General features: G+C 60.5%; 17 protein-coding genes and 1 pseudogene. 3 read left to right on the forward strand and 15 right to left on the reverse strand.

All coding sequences use genetic code 11. The annotated features are described in order from the left end of the window. Positions 1-280: 280 nt before the first annotated feature. Genes C7T96_RS23385 through C7T96_RS23395 form a run of 3 tightly spaced genes read right to left on the reverse strand, consistent with a single transcriptional unit; the run spans position 281 to position 3,056 of the window. Positions 281-2,038, reverse strand: a complete 1,758-nt coding sequence (locus C7T96_RS23385; RefSeq protein WP_106573671.1) for a recombinase family protein — start codon at positions 2,036-2,038, stop codon at positions 281-283. Then, positions 2,035-2,562, reverse strand: a complete 528-nt coding sequence (locus tag C7T96_RS23390; protein ID WP_348627280.1) for a DUF2924 domain-containing protein — start codon at positions 2,560-2,562, stop codon at positions 2,035-2,037. The genes C7T96_RS23385 and C7T96_RS23390 overlap by 4 nt, the downstream gene beginning before the upstream one ends. Further along, positions 2,562-3,056, reverse strand: a complete 495-nt coding sequence (locus C7T96_RS23395; RefSeq protein ID WP_106573672.1) for a DUF3489 domain-containing protein — start codon at positions 3,054-3,056, stop codon at positions 2,562-2,564. The genes C7T96_RS23390 and C7T96_RS23395 overlap by 1 nt, the downstream gene beginning before the upstream one ends. A gap of 298 nt (positions 3,057-3,354) precedes the next feature. On the opposite strand from C7T96_RS23395, the gene C7T96_RS23405 reads away from it, so the two are divergent. After that, on the forward strand, positions 3,355-3,828 hold the full coding sequence (locus C7T96_RS23405) for a Tim44/TimA family putative adaptor protein (RefSeq protein WP_106573673.1): 474 nt from the start codon (positions 3,355-3,357) through the stop codon (positions 3,826-3,828). Positions 3,829-4,326: 498 nt separating this feature from the next. Here C7T96_RS23405 and C7T96_RS23415 read toward each other — a convergent pair whose 3' ends face one another. The 11 genes from C7T96_RS23415 to C7T96_RS23465 all read right to left on the reverse strand — a co-directional run bounded on the left by C7T96_RS23415 (position 4,327) and on the right by C7T96_RS23465 (position 18,878). Further along, positions 4,327-5,403, reverse strand: coding sequence for an NAD/NADP octopine/nopaline dehydrogenase family protein (locus C7T96_RS23415; protein WP_106573675.1), 1,077 nt, complete (start codon positions 5,401-5,403; stop codon positions 4,327-4,329). Between the two features lie 34 nt (positions 5,404-5,437). Then, entirely contained in the window at positions 5,438-6,523 is a 1,086-nt protein-coding gene (locus C7T96_RS23420; protein ID WP_106573676.1) for a hypothetical protein, read from the reverse strand. 16 nt (positions 6,524-6,539) lie between these two features. Beyond that, the gene (locus C7T96_RS23425) at positions 6,540-7,679 is read right to left on the reverse strand and encodes a Xaa-Pro peptidase family protein (protein ID WP_106573677.1); all 1,140 of its coding nucleotides are present in this window, start codon (positions 7,677-7,679) and stop codon (positions 6,540-6,542) included. Between the two features lie 11 nt (positions 7,680-7,690). After that, entirely contained in the window at positions 7,691-8,851 is a 1,161-nt protein-coding gene (locus tag C7T96_RS23430; RefSeq protein ID WP_106573678.1) for an enolase C-terminal domain-like protein, read from the reverse strand. A gap of 220 nt (positions 8,852-9,071) precedes the next feature. Beyond that, on the reverse strand, positions 9,072-12,545 hold the full coding sequence (locus C7T96_RS23435) for a molybdopterin cofactor-binding domain-containing protein (RefSeq protein ID WP_245414239.1): 3,474 nt from the start codon (positions 12,543-12,545) through the stop codon (positions 9,072-9,074). Positions 12,546-12,604: 59 nt separating this feature from the next. Further along, entirely contained in the window at positions 12,605-13,099 is a 495-nt protein-coding gene (locus C7T96_RS23440) for a (2Fe-2S)-binding protein (RefSeq protein WP_106573680.1), read from the reverse strand. Between the two features lie 137 nt (positions 13,100-13,236). After that, entirely contained in the window at positions 13,237-13,947 is a 711-nt protein-coding gene (locus C7T96_RS23445; RefSeq protein ID WP_106573681.1) for an ABC transporter ATP-binding protein, read from the reverse strand. Continuing rightward, positions 13,944-15,755, reverse strand: a complete 1,812-nt coding sequence (locus C7T96_RS23450; RefSeq protein ID WP_106573682.1) for a branched-chain amino acid ABC transporter ATP-binding protein/permease — start codon at positions 15,753-15,755, stop codon at positions 13,944-13,946. Before C7T96_RS23450 ends, C7T96_RS23445 begins: the two co-directional genes overlap by 4 nt. Before the next feature lie 8 nt (positions 15,756-15,763). Continuing rightward, a complete protein-coding gene (locus tag C7T96_RS23455) occupies positions 15,764-16,636 on the reverse strand; it encodes a branched-chain amino acid ABC transporter permease (RefSeq protein ID WP_106573683.1) in 873 nt (290 codons plus the stop codon). 7 nt (positions 16,637-16,643) lie between these two features. After that, on the reverse strand, positions 16,644-17,759 hold the full coding sequence (locus C7T96_RS23460; protein ID WP_158264454.1) for an ABC transporter substrate-binding protein: 1,116 nt from the start codon (positions 17,757-17,759) through the stop codon (positions 16,644-16,646). A 306-nt stretch (positions 17,760-18,065) separates the two neighbouring features. Further along, positions 18,066-18,878, reverse strand: coding sequence for an IS5 family transposase (locus tag C7T96_RS23465; RefSeq protein WP_106573685.1), 813 nt, complete (start codon positions 18,876-18,878; stop codon positions 18,066-18,068). Positions 18,879-19,111: 233 nt separating this feature from the next. Here C7T96_RS23465 and C7T96_RS23470 point away from each other — a divergent pair, with 233 nt between their 5' ends. Continuing rightward, a complete protein-coding gene (locus tag C7T96_RS23470) occupies positions 19,112-19,834 on the forward strand; it encodes an aspartate/glutamate racemase family protein (RefSeq protein WP_146149228.1) in 723 nt (240 codons plus the stop codon). Between the two features lie 129 nt (positions 19,835-19,963). Continuing rightward, positions 19,964-20,354: pseudogene (locus C7T96_RS23475) on the forward strand (transposase); the annotation flags it as partial. A gap of 130 nt (positions 20,355-20,484) precedes the next feature. Here C7T96_RS23475 and C7T96_RS24115 read toward each other — a convergent pair. Then, positions 20,485-21,393 (reverse strand): DUF5681 domain-containing protein (locus C7T96_RS24115; protein WP_245414238.1); only part of this gene is annotated, 909 nt, incomplete at its 5' end.

The raw sequence follows: 21,393 nt of genomic DNA on the forward strand, positions 1-21,393 counted from the left end.
CAGGGAATTCAGGTCAGAGACGCGTTAGCCGCAGACAACACTCGGCACCACTCTTTTCCTGCACCACTCCCGTCTCCCCGCCGTCTCGGAATAGCTGCGTCTTTTCCGTGGGTTGCGGCTCCAGTTATCCAAAGACGGGGCGGGTTTCAGACAGTTCCGCCCACCAAAGCAGCCACTTCTGCCAGCCGTCTCTGTCGGTCCGGTGCGGTGTCCCCATGTTTGGAATGGCGATGCTGAGTTGATGGTGCCTATCCCGGCGCGAATGGCAATTACTGAGCCGTCACTTGCCGATCAACGCGCGTTGTTCTGCCCAGGAATGCGGCAGTTCGGTCAGGCGTGAGAGCTTCTGGGCGGTGCACTCCGTCGGGTGAGTGCCGTTGAGCAGGCGATCGACAATGTCAGGCGCCAGAAAGGCCAGGCGCAGAATGCGGCTGAAGTCGGAACGGTCGACACCATTGGCCGAGGCGATCTCGCCGATGCCGCGGCCCGAACCATCGGTTAGTTGCGCCAGGCAGGCGTGAGCCTTGACGATGAGTCTGACCAGACCGTCGTCGGGAGCTCGGCCCTCGGTCGATGGATCGGCCAGGATGATTTTCGTCTCGATGCCACGGCGTCGCAACGAGAACCGGCATTCGATGATGGCGATCCGATCCGCATCGCCAGCTTCGGTTGCTGCCGGCGCCCGGCCGATCAGCTCCCCGACAAGCCGAACCATATCCACCCGGAGAGTGAGCATCGTCGCCGCCAGATCGATGCGTGTGATCAGCCTGCGCAGGAGGTCTCGCCGGTGTTGTGGCGAAGAAGATTGATATGCGGTCTTCAATGCATCGGCAGCCGCCAGTGTGTTCGGCAGATCTCTTGCAGGGATGAACGGCTGCAGCACCTCGCTCAGCCTGCGTTGGTCATCAAGAAGCCGCTTCAACTCGGTTTCAACGACCTCTTCAATCGTCCGCGCGGGCAATCGCCAACCACCACGTTTGCCCACGCCCCTTCCGTCCCGATCCGGCTTCGATGCATAGTAGCGGTAGCGGATGTCGCCCCTTCGCGTGTGAACCGGCGTCAGGCGATTGCCATCCTCGTCGAACAGCAGACCGGTCAACAGATGGAGGTCGGATACGTTCGAGCCGGTTCTTCGCATCGGCGCCTGCTCCGCCAGCAGCGCCTGGGCGGCGGCGAAGGTGTCCTGGTCGATGATGGGCGCGTGTTTGCCATCGTAGATCTTCTCGTGATGCCGCACCTTGCCGATGTAGATCGGGTTCGACAGCACATGATAGAGCTGGCCGCGTCCGAAGCGCCGTGTCGCTGCCGCCTCGGCATCAGGCGACACCAATGCAACGCCGGGATTGCCCTGTCCGCCATTGGCGCCCTTGCGAGTGCGAACTGCTCGCTCCGGAAATCCTTGAGCCGTTGCGTCGGCCATCAGTGCCTTCACTGAACGCAGGTCCAGATAGCGCTGGAAGAGATAGCGCACGATGGCCGCTTCCTGCTCGTCGATCTGCAGCTTGCGGTTTACGGCCCGGTAGCCGAGCGGCACACCGCCTCCCATCCACATGCCCTTCTGCTTGGACGCTGCGATCTTGTCGCGGATCCGCTCTGCCGTCACCTCTCGCTCGAACTGGGCGAAGGACAGAAGCACGTTGAGCGTCAATCTGCCCATCGATGTCGTCGTGTTGAACTGCTGGGTGACCGAGACGAAGGACGCCTGCGCCTGATCGAAGACCTCGACGATCCTGGCAAAGTCGGAGAGCGAGCGGGTCAGGCGGTCGATCTTGTAGACCACCACCACATCGACTCGATTGTCCCCAATGTCCTTCAGCAGCCTTTGAAGGGCCGGCCTGTCCATCGTCGCCCCCGAGATACCGCCATCGTCATAACGATCCGGCACCAGCTTCCAGCCCAGCGAGGATTGCGACCGGATATAGGCTTCACAGGCTTCACGCTGGGCGTCGAGGGAGTTGAACGCCTGGTCGAGCCCCTCCTCGGTCGATTTGCGCGTGTACACCGCGCAGCGCAGACGAGAGGAAACCGCCGTACTCATAGACCGAAAAACCTCGGCCCCGACCAGTGGGCGCCTGTGATGCGCTTGGCGACCGCGGTCAGCGAACGGTAGAGTTTACCATCGAAGAGAACCCCCTCCGCGGTCACATCCACCACGTGCATCCGGCCATTCCATTCTCGCAACAGCCGTGTGCCGGCTGCTAGGGGAGCAGCAGCACCCGCGCGGCTGGCAGACTGCGTGGAATCTGGACGACCGGGCTTGCGTACGCCGGGCGCGCATCCACCGCCATCGACAGATCGTTGCCACGATCCACCTTCACGGCGACGACCCCTGGCGAGAGACTTCCGCCCGTCCCTCAGCACCGCCCGGGCCGCTGCCGACAATCCGCCCGACCGCCCGGCTTGCAAGTGCCAGGCAGCAGATCGTTCGAGCAAGCTGCGATTGATACCCTTGGGCGGCAGACAGCCATAGGCCTTGTGCCATCGCGCGATCAGTTCCTCGCGCGAGAGGTCGCCGATCGTGGCGACCTCCCTCTCCAACTTCTTATCCGGCCGCATGACCATCAACCGGCCTGCTCTGCCGGCATTGCGCCATCAATGCGATAACGCCGGACCCCGTCCTTGCCGATCTCGCGGGTCACGGCCAGCCCGAGCTTCTTCTTGACCGTGCCCGACAAGAAGCCGCGCACCGAATGCGCCTGCCAGCCGGTCACCTCCCGCAGTTCGACAAGGCTGGCGCCTCGTTTGCGACGAAGCGCCTTCAGCGCCGCCTCGGTTTTGGTGATCTTGGGCAACGTCTTTTTGGTTCCTGAGGCGACAGGATCACCACCGGCCTCTGCCCGGCGAGGTGCCGAAGGCTTCCGTTTCCGAACACCGCGCCGCGCTGCCCTCGTGCCGTCCCCCAGTTCGTCGTCGGCGCGGGCCAAAAGTCGCAAGTCCGGCGGATAGCTCAGCGCACTGCCGGCGGTCGCTCCAGGCCTCTTCGTCTTGTTTGCATTCAGTGTTGCGCCTTGTGCGCCCTCAACGTGTGCCTCGGCTGTCGTCTTATTCTTTGTCATGGTTGGCTCCTTCGCCATCGGCGCCGGACCGTCCGGTGCCGCTACCACGACAAGCCCGGCGCTACCACCGGGCGAGAGGGCACCGCAGCAAAGCGGCGCGCGACGCACAAACCAATGCTTCCTTTGCAGAAGAAGTCGAGCGGAAAGGTAAGTGGCGCCCGCCGACGCCTACTTCGGGCGAGCCGACACAATCATCAAACAGAGAGAAAGGATCAAAAAACAGACCATCGAACGCCGGCGCTTGCAGCATCGCAAGCTCGCCGCTTAACATCCCAAAGACGAGGACGACACACTACCGGTGACAGCGACCTTGATCGAGGATGGCGCTGCCCAGAAGGGAGTCGCCAAAATCCTGCGGTTCGATCCCGCATTCGACCTCAATATGTTTCTGAACGGTGTGCGCCACGCCTACGAGATCATTGTGGAAGCGTTTGCGGCGGGGGACATGGAAAAACTTGCCCCTCTGGTTTCGAAAGAGGTTTTGGCGGTATTTGCGGAATCCTGCGCCGCGCGTGCCAGTCGAGAAGAGATCGTCGACCTAACTCTGATCGGCATCGAAGACATTGACATTGTGCATGTGGACGTGGATGCGGTTTCGATGGAAGTGACGCTGTGCTTCCACGCGCAAATGATCTGGGTCGAACGCACGGCCGAAGGTACGATCACCGGCGGGGATCCTCAGAAAATAATTGACGTGGCCGAAGCCTGGACATTTGCCCGCTCCAATCCGGCCGCCGGCAATGCATGGATACTCTTGGCCACTAGCGGATGAACGGGTTGAAAGATGCCGCCGCAGCCTCTGTCTGTGAGACTGTTCCAAAACGAACCTCGTACCATGGAGTTGGAGTTGGTGTTCCTACGGTTTGATGGGCACTTTTTCGATTGTGAAGGAGAGTATTTCTCATGCCAAGAACCAGGAACCCGTACCGTGCGGAATTCAGGGAACAGATCATTGCCTTGGCGCGAGCCGGGCGCAGTGTTGAAAGCCTTGCCCGGGAGCTCGAACCGTGTGTCGCCACGATCCATGGCTGGGTCAAGCAGGCCGGGATCGACGGTGGGATACGCGACGACGGTCTGACCAATGCTGAGCGTGACGAGCTCCGGCGGCTGCGCAACGAGAACCATCAGCTTCGAACGGAGCGCCCAAACGAGACTGGAGTCCGCAAGCCATTAACTGTCCATCAAACCGGGGGAACTCCAACTCCATCCGGCTTCCGGCCGTGCGCATACGTCACCGGGAGCAGGCCGTTGAGGGGGCCGGCTGCACAGGCTATTTTCCGAGCCGCTCGCGCAGCGATGCCATCGTGGCTCCGACAAGACCCATGGATCGCGCATCGCGAGCGGCGGGTCTTGGAAGACCGGCGACCATCGTCCCGTGCAGGTCGACAAGCGCCCTTGTCGTGCGGGTTTGCACTCCGGCGATCTCTGCCAAGACGAGAAACGGTACCAAGCCGTGACTGAAATCCTCGGTGAAGTATCGATGGCCAAGGCTATCCGGCGCCTTGATCCGCTTGTTGGCCTCACCTGCGGCGATGGCACGGTAGTCCCGTTCATCGGCATCCGGGGGAACGGTTCCGATCGCCTTCATCTCCCCGATGACGGTCGGGAGGTCGTGACCGAAGGCTTTCCCGACGGCGATGCGCTCCCGGTCGAGCTCTTCCATCACGCGCACAACGCCACTCGTGAGCCCCTGGACGTAGAAGGTGAAGTCGCCGCCCGTCGCCTCGACCCAGGACGCGCCCAGTATGGCGCCCGGCGGATGGACGACCATGTTGACGTTGCACAGGTCGGACGCGATGACGTCCCCGCAGTCATAGCTTCCCGGGAAGAGGATCGTCCCCGCCTCGATGGCGGCTTCACCGCCCTTCAAAGCGGCCGCTCGAAGCTTCTTGGCACGGCCCGTGATATTGATCGCGTCAGGAGCCGGCTTGCGCGCCACATATGCGAGAGTCGCGAATTCGGCGATGGGGGGGATCGCGGAGCTGACGCGTCGAAATTCGGTGTCGAACTCGAACGCACCGCCCGTGTGGCCTGGATTCAGGACTACCGGTCGGCTCCCACCCCAGCCCGCCTCGTGAAGCTCGCGAGCCACCGATCCGAGCGCGAAGGTCGGCAGCGTCACGACGGCCACATCCGCGTTCTCGATGGCTTCCTTCAGGCTGGTCGTGACCAGCGCCGGCTTTATGCATCCTTCGCCGAAAACACCCTGATACCGGATCCCCTGCCTGAGGAACGGCTCTATGGTCGCTTCCGAGCGGCCGTGCAAGGCCACGTCATGACCCGCCAAGGTCAGTTCAACCGCAGCCGCGGCTCCGCCGTTGCCAGCGCCGATGACGGTCACTCTCATTTTTTCTCTCCCAGCAAGATGGTTCCGGTCGGACTCAGGCGCTCAGCTTTGCCCGCAGGACGTCCAGATCGGCGGCAGCTTCTTCCACGTCGTTGACCGCGAAGCCCTTCGCCAGTTCCGGGCTGTAGGTCGAGAGGATATCGCGGACACGGTCGGCATAGATGACGCGGCCGTCCCGGACGAACACGCCGTCGGCCTCTTCGAACTGCCGGTTCCACGCGATCGCCTCCGCCTTCGAGATCGAGGAAGGCAGGTCCAGCCGAACGCCGGACTGGTCCACCATAACGGGATAACCGCCGCCGATGCCGTGGGGGCCTGGCACGTGGGATCGCCTGGCGCCCTCTCCGGCAAGCGCGAGGAGGACCGGAATCGCATTGGCGGCGGAGATCACGTTCAGCTCGCGGTAGGGCAGCTGAACGTCGCGTGTGAGATCGTCAACATCCTTCAGCTCCGTGTCGCCGATCCAGGCGCGCACGGGAGCCCCGGCGCGCTCCGCTCCCGGCTTGCGCCACTCGACGATATGCCGGTGATGGGCGAGGACGCGCAGGTCGCCACGCTGCTCGAAGGGGATACGGCCACCGATGACGGACGAGAATATCCCGATATTTCCAACGCCGGTCATGATCGGAAGGCCGGCCTGGGCAAGAACCTGGTTCACCCCGTCCGGATAGCAGGTGTTCACGAAGATCGCGCCATCCCCGATCTCCTTCAGCGCGGTTGCGGTCCGGAACGCCAGCAGGGAATTGAAGGCGAGGGTCAACCCAAAACCTGCCCTGGCGACCAGCTTCGACCATTCCGAGGCGGCGATATCGACTTTCCAGGGCGATTGCGCCGACGCCGACTGGACGACGATCCGCGGTTTGACGCGGCGGATACCATCGGCAAGCGCGGCCGCGGAAGTCGAGTCGAGTTCGATGCTCGAAAACGAAGCCGGCGAACCGAAATTGACGGCGCGGGCGCGGCAAGCCTCCACGAGCCATTTCATCCGCTCGCGGTTCCGGCCTCCAACGACGACCGAGATTGCGCTGCGCGCGGTCGCCGCCAGGTCGGCAAGCATGATCTCGGCATAGTAGCCGGTTCCGACAATGAGAATGTCGCAGGACTGCGGGTTCTGGGTCATCACGCTTTTCCCCTTCTCACGAGCCGATGCGGATCAGCTTGTCGGTGTCGGTAAAGTCGGACAGCAGCACAGAGCCCCCTGCGGTGACATGCAGGACGTCCTTGTTCTGCACGCCGAAACCATAACCGGTGCGATAGCAGAGCGGCTCGAAGCCGAGCACCATATTTTCCTCGACGGGCGCGTCCTTGCCCGGCCGTCCCAGAATCGGCGTCGCACCGATATAGGGATCCTCGTGCAAGTGGAGGCCGATGCCATGCCCGACGAAGGAGATCGGCGGCAAGTTCATCTTGGCGAGTCGCTGAATAAAATCGTCGTAGATCGCAAGGCAGCTCGCCCCTGGCTTGATCTGCTCGAGGATAGCATATTTGCACTCGACCATGAGATCCCAGATCTCCGTTGCCATCGCCGGCGGCTCCTCGACATAGGCGGTGCGGCAGACACCGGCCTGATAGCCGTTAAGGAGAGAGAATATCTCGACACGGCAAACATCTCGCGGCTGAAGCTGGCGGCTGGTCGGGCCGACATTTGGAAGCTGGCTGCGTTCCCCCGTCGCCACGATCAGAAGCTTGAAATTCTCAGCACCGAGCTCGTAGATCCGGCGCGTCAGGACCGCGGCAATATCAAGTTCCGTATCCCCTGCCCGCACCGCGCTGAAGCTGTCGGCGATAGCCTGATCGGCAATGCGGGAAAGACGGTGGATCAGCGCAACCTCTTCCGGCGTCTTGATCTGGCGGGCTCGGTTGAGCTGCTGCTCAAAATGGACGAATGTCGCGTCGGGGAGATAGCTGGCAAGGCGCTGATAGTCGCCGGCGGGCAGGTAGTCCATCTCCATGCCGATCCGGGACTTGGCAAGGCCGGCACGCGTCAGCGCATCGGCCAGCACCTTCATGGCGTCGTCGTGGAATTCACGCCAAACGGTGAGAGGCAGCCCGCCGGCGCTCTTCTCGATGGTCGAGGCTTCCATATCGACGCCAAAAAGGAAGTCGTTCCCTTCCGCGGTGAGGATGACCATCGCGTGGCGATGGCGGATCATCGGCTGCGTCGGAACGACTAAGCCCATGACGTAGGCGAAATTCTCCGGTGAGGAGGTAATGACCGCGTCCAGCGAGTCCGCAGCCATTGCATTGCGAAGGTTTTGAGCAATCTCCGTACGCATCAGTACAACTCCTATAAATCGACCGAGTATTTCTCGACTTTCCGCTCATCGACAGCAATGCCCATGCCAGGGGCTGTCGGAACGCGAATGCCGCCATTCTCGAATGTCATCGGCTCGACCAAGATATCGTCGGCGTAATAGATACCTCCGACACGCCCTTTGATCGCCCCTGCAGGCATGGAGATCGGGATAACGTTGGAAAGCGTTGCGGCGGGCGCGGCCGCAGCCAAGTGGACATTGGCGAGATTGCCAACTCCTAGCTCCACGGAGCCGTTTACGTTGCAAACGATTCCCGCGGCCTCGCAAACCGCGGACACCTGCATGGCCCGGTAGAGGCCTCCCGGCTTTGTGGTGTAGATCGAAACGATCTGTGCGGCTTCCTTGGCGATGATCTGAATGACGTCGTGGGCATTCCAGGCGGATTCGTCCGCCATGACCGGCGCATCAATCGCCTGCGCGACACGGGCGATGCGCTCGATGCCCATCACAGGCTGCTCGACATAGAGCAGATTGCAGTCCTGTATTTGACGAACCGTCTGGATAGCCTGCCCGGGCGTCTTGTAACCCTCGTTGGCATCGATGCAGAGCCCGATGTCCGGCCCGACCGCGTCACGGATTGCCCGCACGATAGCGATGTCCCTTGCCGGCTCCACCCCGACCTTGATCTTGATAGTTCTAATCCCGTCGGCACCAACCTTCTTGACTTCGGCGACCGCCTCATCGATCGGCAGGAGCCCTATCGAATGGGTGATGAGCACCGTCTCGCGCTGCAATCCGCCGAGCAGCACGTGAACCGGAACGCCCAGTGACTTTCCGGTCAGATCGTAATACGCAAAATCAATCGCAGCCTTGGCATAGGGATAGCCCTTGATAGCGGCGTCCATCCTCTTGTGCAGAAGAGATGGATGCCCAATTTCCAAGCCGATGACAGCCGGGGCGAGATAACGCTTGATGACGGCGTCGACGATAACCGTGCTTTCGCCGTAATAGCGACCAAATTCGCCACCCCAATCCTTTAGCACAGGCGCCTCGCCCCACCCAACGGTGCCGTCACTCCCCGTGATTTTCACGAGAAGGTACTGACCGATCGTTTCCGTGAGGCCTGCCCACTGGTGCTTGCGACGAGTGGGGACTCGGACCAACCGAGTTTCGATTGATTTTATTGAGATCATTTCTGCATCTCCAGAATGTGATTTCATTATGTGATCACATTTTGATTGTCAACGGTTTCTCCCAAAAATGTCCGCCATCTCCACCCCTGCTTGCCCGGCGCCAGCTTTGTCGAACAGACAGCGCAACAGCGCCCTTCCGAGGAATTCAGGCCTTAGCCGGCTGCGACCGGAAATTCGCATGTATGGGAGCAAGCGCCAGCCACGCCGTCGACACGAATGCTCAGTGCCCAGCACGAACACGCTTGACGGCTTCCTCGATACCAACCCATGGCTCTTTGTCTGGAGCGAAGCGCTGGCGCGCATAACGCGTCAGATCAGAGATCTGCCGGTCATCGAGCGCATTGCTGAAGCCTGGCATCGCGCCATGAACCGTATGCTCGATGCCGTGCAGCACGACATGCAAAAAATTGTCCGGTCGATTGAGGTGAAGATTGGTGTTCAAGCCGAGGGGCGGCCCCGGATTGAACAATTGCGGCCCGCGCTCGGCTTCGTGGCAAGCCGCGCATGCGCCATCGAACAGCCTCGCGGCATCGCTCACCGGCGGGTGCAATGCCGTGGAGGTCGCCGCGACCACTGCGTCGCGCCTGGCAGTTGCCTGAGCGGGCGTCGCGGGAGTGTTCAGGCTTGCGAGATAAGTGGCCATAGCACGGAGATCGCTGTCCGGCAAAGTCTTCAATTCCGCAATGACAGGCGCCATCGGTCCTGCCGCGACGCCGTGGTGAGGCGAGGCACCTGTCCGCAAATAGAGAAACAGGGTTTCTTCCGTCCAGGGGACCGGGGCGGCGGACAGGTTCGTCAGGGCCGGGGCATCCCATCCTTCCGCGACACCACCGGCGAGATATGACTGACCCTTCTTCTCGGCCCCAAACAAATTTCGCGGCGTATGGCAGGCGCCGCAATGTCCAAGTCCATCCACAAGATAGCGGCCGCGATTCCATTCGGCGGAGTGAGCGGGGTCTGGGTCGATATGATCTACACGATTGAACAACAGGTTCCACCCGCTCATCAGCGGCCGGATGTTGAACGGAAAGGTCAGTCTCGAATCCTCGTTCTTCTGGCTGACCGCCGGTTGCGCCATCAGATAGGCGTAGAGCGCCTGCAAGTCCGCTTCGGTGGTTTTGGCGAAACTGGGATACGGGAAAGCCGGATAGAGATGATAGCCGTCGCGGTGAATGCCTTTGCGCATCGCCCGTTCGAAAGCGGAATAAGACCAGCCGCCAATGCCGGTTTCGACGTCAGGGGTGATATTAGTCGTCATCACCGTGCCGAACGGCGTTGGGAGAGCGACACCGCCAGCCAGCCAGGCTCCCCCCGGCAAGGTGTGGCAAACGGCGCAAGCGCCGAGCCCTGCCAGCATCTCTCCCCTTTCGATCGTGGCTTGTGAATAGATGGAGGGATCGGGTCGTGCGATCGGCACGATCGGCGTCGCGATCGGTAGCGCGACCGTGCCGAAGCTGATCAATCCCAGGAAGCCGGCGGCCTTTGCGGCAAACGAAAAAGCGCCACGCCTGCCGCCATCCTTTTTCTTCTGCCGCTCGGCCTGACCGAGGCCGGCGAGAATCCGCTCCGGGGTCAGCGGAATCTCGCGGAACCGGACACCGGTCGCGTCATAGACCGCATTGACGATGGCCGCCGCACTTGGAATCGAGGCCGACTCGCCGGCACCAAGCGGGGGTTCGTACTGGCGATCCATCATGACGACTTCGATAGCCGGCAGTTCAGGGAATGTGAGGATCGGGTAAGCGCCCCATTCGCGCACGACCGACGTTCCGGTCTCCGCAAAACTGGCCCGCTCTTTCAGGACGCGGCTCGTCGATTGAATGACGTTGCCATGGATCTGATGCTGCACGCCGGCCGGATTGATCATCATGCCGGTATCCTGGCCCACGACCAGGCGGGTGACGTCGACTTCCCCGGTCTTCCGGTTGACCGCGACCTCCGCAACCCAGGTGGACCAGGCGGAGGGGTGGCCCGGCCAGGGACCGTGCACATAACGTCCCTGCGCGATTCCCCGGCCGCGCAGAATGTCGTCATCGCCATGGGGTGGATTAGGCCCGGCGCGATATTCCCACCCCGCGCGCTCCGCCGTTGCCTTCATCAGGTCGATCGCACGCTGGTCGTCCAGATGCCGCACGCGAAAATCCAGCGGATCAGCGTCGGCCTCGACCGCCAGCTCGTCGATGAAGCTCTCGTGGGCAAATACATTCGGCAGCGCCGCGACACCGCGGATCCATCCCGTCCGGACGATCGGCGCCATGTCGTGTATCGTGACACGCAGGTTTTCATATCCGTAGGGCGGGCGGGCCGTCCGATCACCTCTGTCGTCGATTGCGGCAACCGGCTCGATCTTGCCGGTGAGCAGCAGGGCCAGAGTCGGCGCCAGGTTCGCCGGGTAACGCGACTGGAAATCGTAAGCCAGAAGGGAGCCGTCGGGTCCAAGCGCACCGGATATGTCGATGAGCTGGCTCGATCCCCTCGGGTCCCAGAGATTCTCCTGCTCGCGCGTGAGCTGAACCCGGACCGGCCGGCCGACGGCCATCGCAAGAAGCACTGCGTCGGCGGCAACATCATCCGCGCAGTTGCGACCATAGCAGCCCGCCGCCTCATGGCGGATGATCCTGATCTTGTGCTCGGGAAGGCCGGTCAGGAGCGCAAGGTCCGTCCTCAGCCAATTGGGACTTTGCCCCGCGGCCCATACGGTTATGCCGTCGGGCTGAACGTCGGCGATCGCGCAGGAAGGCCCGATTGAGCCATGCAGGTGATATGGCCAGACATAGGTGCGGTCGAGACGCTTCTCCGCCGACGCCAATGCAGCATCGACATCCCCGTCGTCGATCAAGCGGCGCGATTGGACGTGCTCTGCACGCAGCGCGCCTTCCAGATCATGAAGCTGGTTGGGATAGGACCATGGCTTCCATCGCACCCGCAAGGCAAGCGCGGCTTCGGCGGCATCTTCCTCGCGCTCCGCGACGACGCCGACGAAATCCCCTTGCGTCACCACAGCGACGATACCGGGAATATGCGCGATCGATGCCTCGTCCACGCCTTCGAGGCAGCCGCCTATGAACTTTCCGCTATCGAGACCCGCATAAGGCGGCCGCACCACCCTGCCGTGAAGCATGCCGGGCACGCGCACGTCATGCACATAGATAAATCGCCCCGCCGCCTTGTCCGGGATATCCGTTCGATGAACAGCCGCTCCAACGATACGGTATTCAGACACATCCTTGGTCGGTGTCGCCCTGTCGAGGGCAAGATGGATGCGCCGGTTCTGAAGGAGTTCCGGGTAACCTACGCTTCGGGCCGGATCACTTCTGATCCGGACGGTGCCTTCCTCGGTGACAAGGGAATCTCTTCCGCTGTCCAGCACGTCAGCGGCAAGTGAAAGAAGATGCCTGCGGGCCTGCGCTGCGGCCGAACGCAGCGCGGCGCCTGCGGTCTCGATGGTCTCGCTGGCAATCGTTCCACCCTGGTCGGGGGCATTTTCGGTGTCGCCGAGCGTCATTTCGACGCTCGAAACCGGAACGTCGAGTTCCTCGGCAACGATCTGCGCAAGAGCGGTGCGGACACCGGTGCCGAGATCGACCTTGCCGCTGAAGCCGTAGATATGCCCCTGATCCGTGAGGCAGACATGAATGTCGAAACGGTCCTCTTCGGAGGTGTCCTGGCCCCCTGCCGGCCGCGGTGTAGTCACGGCCAAGATCCCGCTTCTCCGAAGCAAGCTCCTGCGAGATGGGCCGCCGTTATCTCCGTTCATGTTCTGCCCTTGTTCGCGTTTGACGAACACCCGGCTGCCAGCTTCACCGCGTTGAGGATTTCGACATGGGTTCCACAACGGCACAAATTGAATCGCAACTCGTTCTTGATCTCGTCATCGCTAGGCGTCGGATTGCGGTCGAGCAACGCCTTGGCGGTCATGATCATACCATTCAGGCAGTACCCGCACTGAGCGGCCTGCGCCTCTACAAAGCATTGTTGAATCGGACTAAGTTGATCCCCTTTGGCGAGACCTTCAAGCGTTAGTATCGTGCGGCCCTCGGCTAGGCTCACGGGAACTACGCAGGAACGCGCCGCGAGACCGTCGATGATGACCGTGCAGGCTCCGCACTCTCCATACCCGCAACCATATTTGGGACCGTTGAGGCTACAATCATTGCGCAGAATGAAAAGCAACGGAGTTGATCTCTCCGTCTCGATCGAATGATCGGCGCCATTGACCGACAGCACAATCCTCGACCATTTACGCATGATCCGAGGCCTTCGTCCAACCGCCCATCACAGCCCCCCGGCAATCAGCGGCTCGCGGCTCTATCTGATCGCGACCACCTTTGGTCTCGGCGACCGTCTTCCAAGTCGGATCACGATCCCGGCGTGGATCCAGATCGTCATGCTCCGAGAAACGCATCACGAACCGCTGAGCTTTCGCGAAGGGATTTGCTGGTTCCAGACACGACCATTTCCCCAAGGCGGAGAATATAAGCCCGGTCGCAAACCTCAAGGGCCTTCGCCACATTCTGCTCGGCCAAAAGGACTGATGTACCCTCCGCCACGATGTTACGAATATTGCTGATCACTTGAGACGCCAGCAGTGGCGACAGGCCCAGAGAAGGCTCGTCCAACAGCAGGAGCCGCGGCGCCGTCATTAACGCGCGCGCAATAGCCAGCATCTGCTGTTGGCCACCCGACAACTGCCAAGCGGGTGTATCCCGCTTCGGAACAAGTTGCGGAAAAAGATCGAACATCCGAGCGGTGCGGATTTTACGCATCGCCTTGGATTCATTGCTCGCGACTTCGATATTCTCGACAACCGTCAGCCCTGGGAAAACACGCCGGCCTTCCGGCGCGTAGCCGAGCCCTCGACGAACCCGCGCCTCCGACTTGAGATGATCGATTGGTTGTCCGTCAAGAAGGATCGAGCCCGAAACACGGGGACCCAATCCCATGATGGAGCGCATCAAAGTCGTCTTGCCTGCGCCATTGGCCCCCAGAAGAGCTATGGCTTCGCCGACGCCGACTGAAAGCATGACGTTGTGAAGGACGGGAGCCAGCCCGTATCCGGCCTCGAGCGAGTCGATTTCAAGCAGAGGTTGACTCATGCCGCGGTATCCTCCAGACCAAGATATGCTTCCACCACCTTGGGATGGCTACACACTGCCTCCGGCAGACCACTCGCCAGAATACTCCCCTGATCCAGACAGATCATGCGATCTGCAAGCGGGCGCAAGAAGCGCATATTGTGCTCGACGACCAGGATCGTCACGCCTTCTGCGGCCAGGCTCCGCACGCGTTCGCGCAGTTCGTCCTGCTCCCGCGGATTAAGGCCCGCGGCAGGCTCGTCCAACAGTAGAAGTGACGGCTCAAGCGCGAGCGCACGCGCGATTTCGACTTTTCGCCGGACGCCATAAGCAAGGTCACCGCATTTGGTATTGGCCAACTCGCCGACACCGAGACGAACGAGACACCCCATTGCTTCCTGCCGCGCCATCGCTGTTTCAGCGGCCCGACCCAGAAGTGCCGAGCCAAGATCGGCAAGCTTACGCTTGGCGCCGCGTGCGACAGCAACGTTCTCGATTGCATTCATCTCGTCGATCAGATTGAGGTTCTGAAAAGTTCTCGCGATGCCAAGTTGAGCGATACGAAAAGCTTGGAGCCTTGCCAGCGACATTCCATTATGGCGGATCGAGCCGGTGGCCGGCTTGTAGAAACCACTGATCAGATTGATCAGTGTCGTCTTTCCGGAACCGTTGGGGCCGATCAGGCCAACGATCTCGCCCGCCTGGATCGTGAACGATACATCGTTGACAGCCTTCACCCCCCCAAAGCTTAGAGACAGGTTTTCGACGGCCAGCACGGGCTGGCCTGGGCTTGCACTCGCCGCCTCCGTAGCCGGCAACTGTATCGGGCTCGGCAATAGATCCGGCTGCGGCGGCCTCAACCGCGCCACGGCCTTCTCGAGAAGCCCCACGATTCCTGACGGAGCGAGCACCACCATGAACAGGAGCACGAGCCCGTAGGCAATCATGTTGTAGCGCTCGAGGAAGCGAAACCATTCCGGCAAATGGATGAGGAGGAGCGCACCAAGGATGGCGCCAGCTACACGATAACGTCCACCGACGACCGCCATCGTCATGCATGTCACCATGAACGGCAGCTCCATTGCATCTGGCGACACCACGCGGATGGTATGAGCGTAAAAAGCGCCGGCTGCTCCCGCATACAAGGCACTCAGCAGAAAGGCGGTAAAGCGCAATCGCGAGGTATTCAAGCCAATCGCTGATGCGACTGCATCGTTGGCTCGCGCGACTTCGAAGGCACGGCCGTAGATGCCGTTCATCAACCTCCAGCTGATCACCCCGAACAGGATGACGGCCAGCCAGATAAACGAGAGAAGCCCGATCCCTCGCGGCACGGCGAAGCCAAAAACCACAATACTCGGAATGCTGGCGATTCCGTTGGAACCGCCGGTCAGGTCGATCCAGTTAACCGCGACCATCAAGCATATCTGGGAAATTCCGAGCGTTGCCAAGGCGAAGTAGTGCGTTTCAAGCCGAAGCACCGGGATCGCAACGATCGCGGCGACGATCATTGAAACAGCAATCGAAATCGGGAATGTGAAGGCAAATCCGAGTTCGTACTGGGCCCCCAGAATGCCTGTCGCATAAGCTCCGAGGCCGAAGAGCGCCCCTTGAGCCAGAGACAACGCGCCCGCATGTCCAAAAATGAACTGATAGCCCAGAACTAATATCGCAAATACACCCGACAGCGTCAGAATGCGAATGCTGTATCCATTCGCAAATCCGATTGCGTAGATAACCAGTATGGCGGAACCCGCTAGAAGAAACGGGTTAAGCCCTCGCGTCGCGACACTCCAAAAGTGCCCCTTGGGTTTTGATAAAGTCTGCATGTTCTTTATCAGGCGCGCCGTTGCACTGTTTCTTTGACAAGGCCCTGCGGCCGGACGACGAGCAGGATCAATACACACATGTAGAGTGCAATCGACGCTGCCGTGTAGGAAACGTATGATGAAATCAACACTTCAAAGAACGCCACGATGAGCGCACCGATGACTGCGCCAAGTGTTGAGCCCCATCCGCCGATAGTCACGGCTATATAGGCCTTCAACATGAGATGGCCCCCTTCATTCGGCGAAACGAAGAATTGATTGGAGAGAAGAAGTCCGCCAGCTGCCGACAGTATCGCCGAAAGGGCAAAACTAGCGGCGATCATCGCGGTCACGGGAATACCGATTCCCCGCGCCATCTCCCGATCTTGCGCCGTCGCCCGCAACCTTCGCCCGAATTGCGTAGCATTTAGCAACAAATGCTGCCCAAGAACCAGAATAATGGCGACGGCCACGATGGCGAGGGATTGACTGCTCACCTGTAAGCCCCCCATGTCCAGCTGTACATTTCCGAGCAAGGCTGGCCCGCTGCGCGGCTCGGGACCGAAGACCACGTTCAGCGTGTTCTGAATGACGACACCGCATGCGATCGTACTGATGAAGACGGTGACAGGTGGTTTGTTTCTCAGTGGAAAGAATGCCGCGCCCGACAGCGCCACTCCGACCAATCCCGCCACGACTATCACGAACGGAAGCAGCAGAAGCCCGGGCAGGTCCACGAAGCTGGCGGCCACTATCCCGGCATAGGCGCCGACAAGCACAAGATCGCCTTGTGAGAAATTCACGGCTCCGACCGCATTCAGCACCAGGACGAAACCAAGCGCCACCAGCGAGTAAGCCGCCCCCAGCACCAAGGCGTTCAAACAGAGCTGCAAGATAGTCATTGCGCCCTCACCGGTTTAGTACGTGGTCGTAAACCTTAACCTGCCTGGGCGTCCGGGACGCACCGTCATAGCAAATGATCAGGCCAGAATTGACCATGTTCCCGGTGCCGTCCGACTTGTATTCTCCGGCAAGGCCTTGATAGGTGTTTCCGGCAAGCGCCTTGCGAATGGCTTCAGCATCCTGCGCACCGTTCTTCATGGCATCGAGCACCATCATTACGCCGTCATATTGAGCGAGCGCGTAGGCATCCGGCTCTTGGTCGAATTCATTAAGATAGTCCGCGCGGAACTTCTGGATCGGTTCGCGATCGTCATAAAGCGGCGCAGGGGTCGCCTCGGCACATACGTTCTGGAGCTCGCTCGGTTCGACAAGAGCCGCCGTCGACTGTTGGGCCATGGTCGAGCTAGCGATGATCGGGATATTGAGCCCCATTGCCCTAGCCTGCTTCAGGATCAACGCCGTTGGACCGCCATGCACTCGCGTGATCAGAATATCGGCGCCGGAATCGCGCACCTTGATCAGCACAGGCAGCATATCCTTGAGCGAAACCTCCAGGCCTTCTTCGAATACGAGGGGCGCGCCCATGTTCTTCAGGGCCCCTTGGAGCACTTCACGCCCGCTCTGCCCGTAGGCGTTGGTTTGATAAAGAAGCGCCGGCTTCTTCTTGCCTAGCTCTTCAACGGCATAGCGGGCTTGGACCTCGCCAGCCACCCGATCGTCGGCCATAAACCGAAACACATAAGGATTATCCATTTCAGTGACCTTTGCGGTACCCGAAATGGTAATCAGCGGAATTTCGTTTTCTTTAGCCAACGGCAAAAGGGCCAGCATCTGGACGCCCAAAATTGGTCCGACCACTGCCTTCACGTCGCCATCGGAAAGCGCCCGCTCCATCACGTTGATGGCGTTTTCGGGGGCGGTGGCGGTATCGAAGCTCTCATAGGCTGCCTGCAACGGAGCAGGCGCATTCTTGACCGCAAGCACTGCACCGTTACGCTGACTCGTCCCCTCCAGCGAGATATAGCCGGTGAGCGGAGCAAGGATTGGCACCTTGATCTCCTGCGCAACGCCCGGACGGCAGGCGATCATTAGAGCACCAGCGACTATCACTGCTTTTTTCATTTCCCTCACTCCTCTTTTGTAATGATCAATTGTGATCATTCTTTTGTTTATTTTTTAAGCACCCGCGCTCGCGGCATCCATCTTCCCTCCTGCACAGCGTCGCAACGATTTTCACGAGAGAATGCGGGAGTCGATTCACTGACACCTGGATGACCGAGAACCTGCGACGGTCGGCTGATGTTGGAAACTGTCAAACTCATCTTGAGCGTCACCATGCATAATGTGACTACATAATGTGATCACAATTTTATGTCAATCTCCTTTTCCCGGGAGTGTTCGCGGCCTGAGAGTCCGTGCCGAAACCGCTCATGAGTTTCGTGCGATGCGCCTGACGAGGATCATGACGGCTGCAGCGTAGAGGAATGCGGTGGCGGATTTGATGGTGGCCTCTGCATCCTTCCATAGCCTGCGGTTGCGGCTGACCCAGGCGAAGAAGCGCTCGACTACCCACCGCCTTGGCTGGACCGTGAATCCGATCTGGTCGGGCTTGCGCTTGACGATCTCGACGGCGATGGAGGTGGCTTCGGCTACCCGCGGACCCTGATAACCGGCATCGGCGAAGACCTTGCGGATGAAGGGGAACGGCCGCCGCGAGGCTTGCAGAGCGGGGCCTGCACCGTCGCGGTCCTGGATGCTGGCGGGGTGCGGGAACAGCACCAGCGCCCGGCCGTCGGTATCGACGAGGGCGTGGCGCTTGCGGCCCTTGATCTTCTTGCCGGCGTCATAGCCCCGCGGCCCGCCGCTCTCGCAGGTCTTGACCGTCTGGCTGTCGATGATCGAGGCCGTGGGCGAGGCCTCGCGTCCGCAGCGCTCGCGGTCCAGCATCAGCAGTCGGTGGTTGATCTTTTCGAACAGGCACTCGTCGCGGAAGCGGCGGAACCAGCGGAACACTGTGCTTCTGGGTGGGAAGTCCGACGGCAGAAGCCGCCAGCCGATGCCGCCGCGCATGACGTAAAAGATCGCGTTCATGATCTCGCGCAGCGGCCATCGGCGCGGCCGTCCCGTCTTCGCCGCCCCCGGCATCATCGGCGCGATCAAACTCCATTCCCGATCCGTCAAGTCGGTTTCGTAACGCAGGTGCTCTCGGCTATGCTGGCGGCGGGTAGCTGGCGTCCACATCAGGTCTCTCCGAATAGGCTTCGACACCCAATTCGGAATCACGACCGCGCCAGCTACTCAACCGTTTCGCACCGGCTCTAAGGCCCCGCCAGTAAATCAAGCAGGACAACGACCGGCGTTGTATGCAGCATTCGCCGAATTTTTTTGGCGGGCAGCCGCGCTCAAACCCTTGCTAAAGCTGGACTTTCATATATATGATCTCTAATCGTGATCACATATGTTGGGAATGCCTCATGCGTATTAGGGATATTGTTCCGGTTCGTTCGCCGAAGGTCATTGCCGGGATGTCTAGCCAGCGTCAGCAATGGGCGCGGCCGGGCGTGGAGATCGAGGTGGTTCCGATCGAGGCCGGCCCCTATTCGATGGAGTTCGCTACTGAAGAGGTCCTGGCCGGACCTTGCATCCTCGATGCGGTCCGCAAGGCGGAAAATGACGGCGTCGACGGTGTCGTTCTCGATTGTTGTGTCGATCCGGTCCTTCGGGCGGCCCGCGAGACGGTGCGGATACCCGTGATGGCTCCGCTTCATTCTGGGCTGCACGTCGCCAGCATGCTTGGCTATCGCACGGCCGTCCTGAGCATGAGGAATGGTCAGCAGACGATCGAGGAGCACATTCGAGCCTATGGCTTCGAGCACAAGGTGTGCTCGATTCAGGTGGTCGATTGCCCTCCGGCCGATCTGATCGAGAGCCAGGAATATTGCCTCGACGTCATCCGCCGGGAAATTGAACTGGCGATGTCCGCGCATCGCGCGGAGGCCATCCTGTTCGCCTGCACAGCCATGTCGGGCTATGTCGACGGCCTGCGAAAACAGTATGATATACCGATCATCGAGCCGATGGCTTGCGCCATCAACATGGCCGCAAGCCTGGTGACGCTCGGCCTCTCGCACAGCAAGCAGTGCTATGAGACGCTACCCGCGCGCAAATCGGCACCGGGCAGCATCGATATCCCTTGAGATAGCGCAAATCGCCCTGTCGAGGACGTGATATGTCCGGCGTCAGCACCAATGAGACAAAATCGACTTAACTGAGAGGGGAGATTTCTGGTTCATCGTAGCCATTCAAGGCGTGAAGATGAGACAGAAATCCGGGACAGAGAAGCCCCTGCAGAAGCGGTGATCAAGGACATCCGCCGGGCCGCCCGCAAGCAGTATGGAGCGGAGTAGAAGATCCGCATCGTGTTGGAGGGACTGCGTGGTGATGAGTCGATTGCAGCGTTGTGCTGGCGCGAAGGGATCGTCGAGAGCCTGTATTACAACTGGTCGAAGGAATTCCTCGAGGCCGGCAAGAAGCGGCGGGCGGGCGACACGGCGCGGGCTACCACCACCGATGAGGTCAAGGTTCTTCGCCGCGAGACGCGCGATCTGAAGGAGGTCGTCGCCGAATAGGCGTTGGAACTGCGGCTGCTCAAAAAAGCATGATCGCGGATGGGGGCGACGACGAATGAGATACTCCACTTCCGAAAAGCTCAAGATCTGACCTGTGACGTGAGCTCCTGAACCTCCTCCAGATTTTGGTAGAGCCCGTCGACTGCATGCTCTGGTCCCATTCTTTGGATCGCCGGAAGATAGAGTTTCCCGGCAGGAGACGGACGGTTTGTCCGTGGTCACTTTGCATTGAGGCCATGTCGCTCCATAAGTTCGAGGGTTACATCGTCAAATCCGTCACGAGCGATCGCATCCAGATCCAAACGACCATCACGGAAGGCCCGACCAAAATCGATCGTGTATCCAACCGTTCTTCTGGCTGTGTCGAGATCGGTAAACCGAACGCCTCGTTTGACTTTGACGCCGGCCTTTCGCCATGCCTGATAGGTCTCTTTCAGAAGCTGACGCAGATTGATGCGTTCGTGGCGCGCCAGCCGATGAACGATCATTGCGTCGTCCAACTGGTAACGTGCCGGCAAGGTCGTGTTGAGAACCGTCGCGAAGAGCAATGCACCGGATTGCGTCCCACCGGATGAAGCTGCTGGTGTGGCGCTCGGCATGCGATCGCCAAGCCGGCTATCGAGCGCATCCTGCAGGATGAGCGCATCACGGTAGTGCACGGATTCTTCGACCTTACCCAGTTCGGCCTCGTTCAACGGGCCAATGAAGTGGAAACCGTAGTCGTCGTCGAGCACGATATCGTCGGGATGCGGGAGGATCAGCCTGGTGTCCTTGCCCGCTTCGATCGCAGCCGCGATCGCCTCAGCCTGATTGGCCTTGTATCGTTTTGCAACCTGTTGCCGTTCGGCTCGATCGCGTGCGCGCTGAATATCGGCCGAACGGATCAGATCGAGCGCCAATCCTTGTGAACGCGCATTGCCCTTGAGAGCAGTAGCCAGGATCGACTGGATCAGGGCCTCGCGGGCGCCGACCTCGGAGACGATATCGCCCTCCCGCATTCTGATCGTCTTTTGCGCCCGTTCGTGTACCGCATGCAAGAGCGGCTGTTCCTCCAGTGTCAATCCATCCGCCTTGGCGGCACGGGGACGACCAGAAGGATTGCCGGACTGTCCCTTCTGGAAGCGGGT

The organism is Nitratireductor sp. StC3, assembly GCF_003015025.1.
Lineage (GTDB): Bacteria > Pseudomonadota > Alphaproteobacteria > Rhizobiales > Rhizobiaceae > Mangrovimarina > Mangrovimarina alexandrii.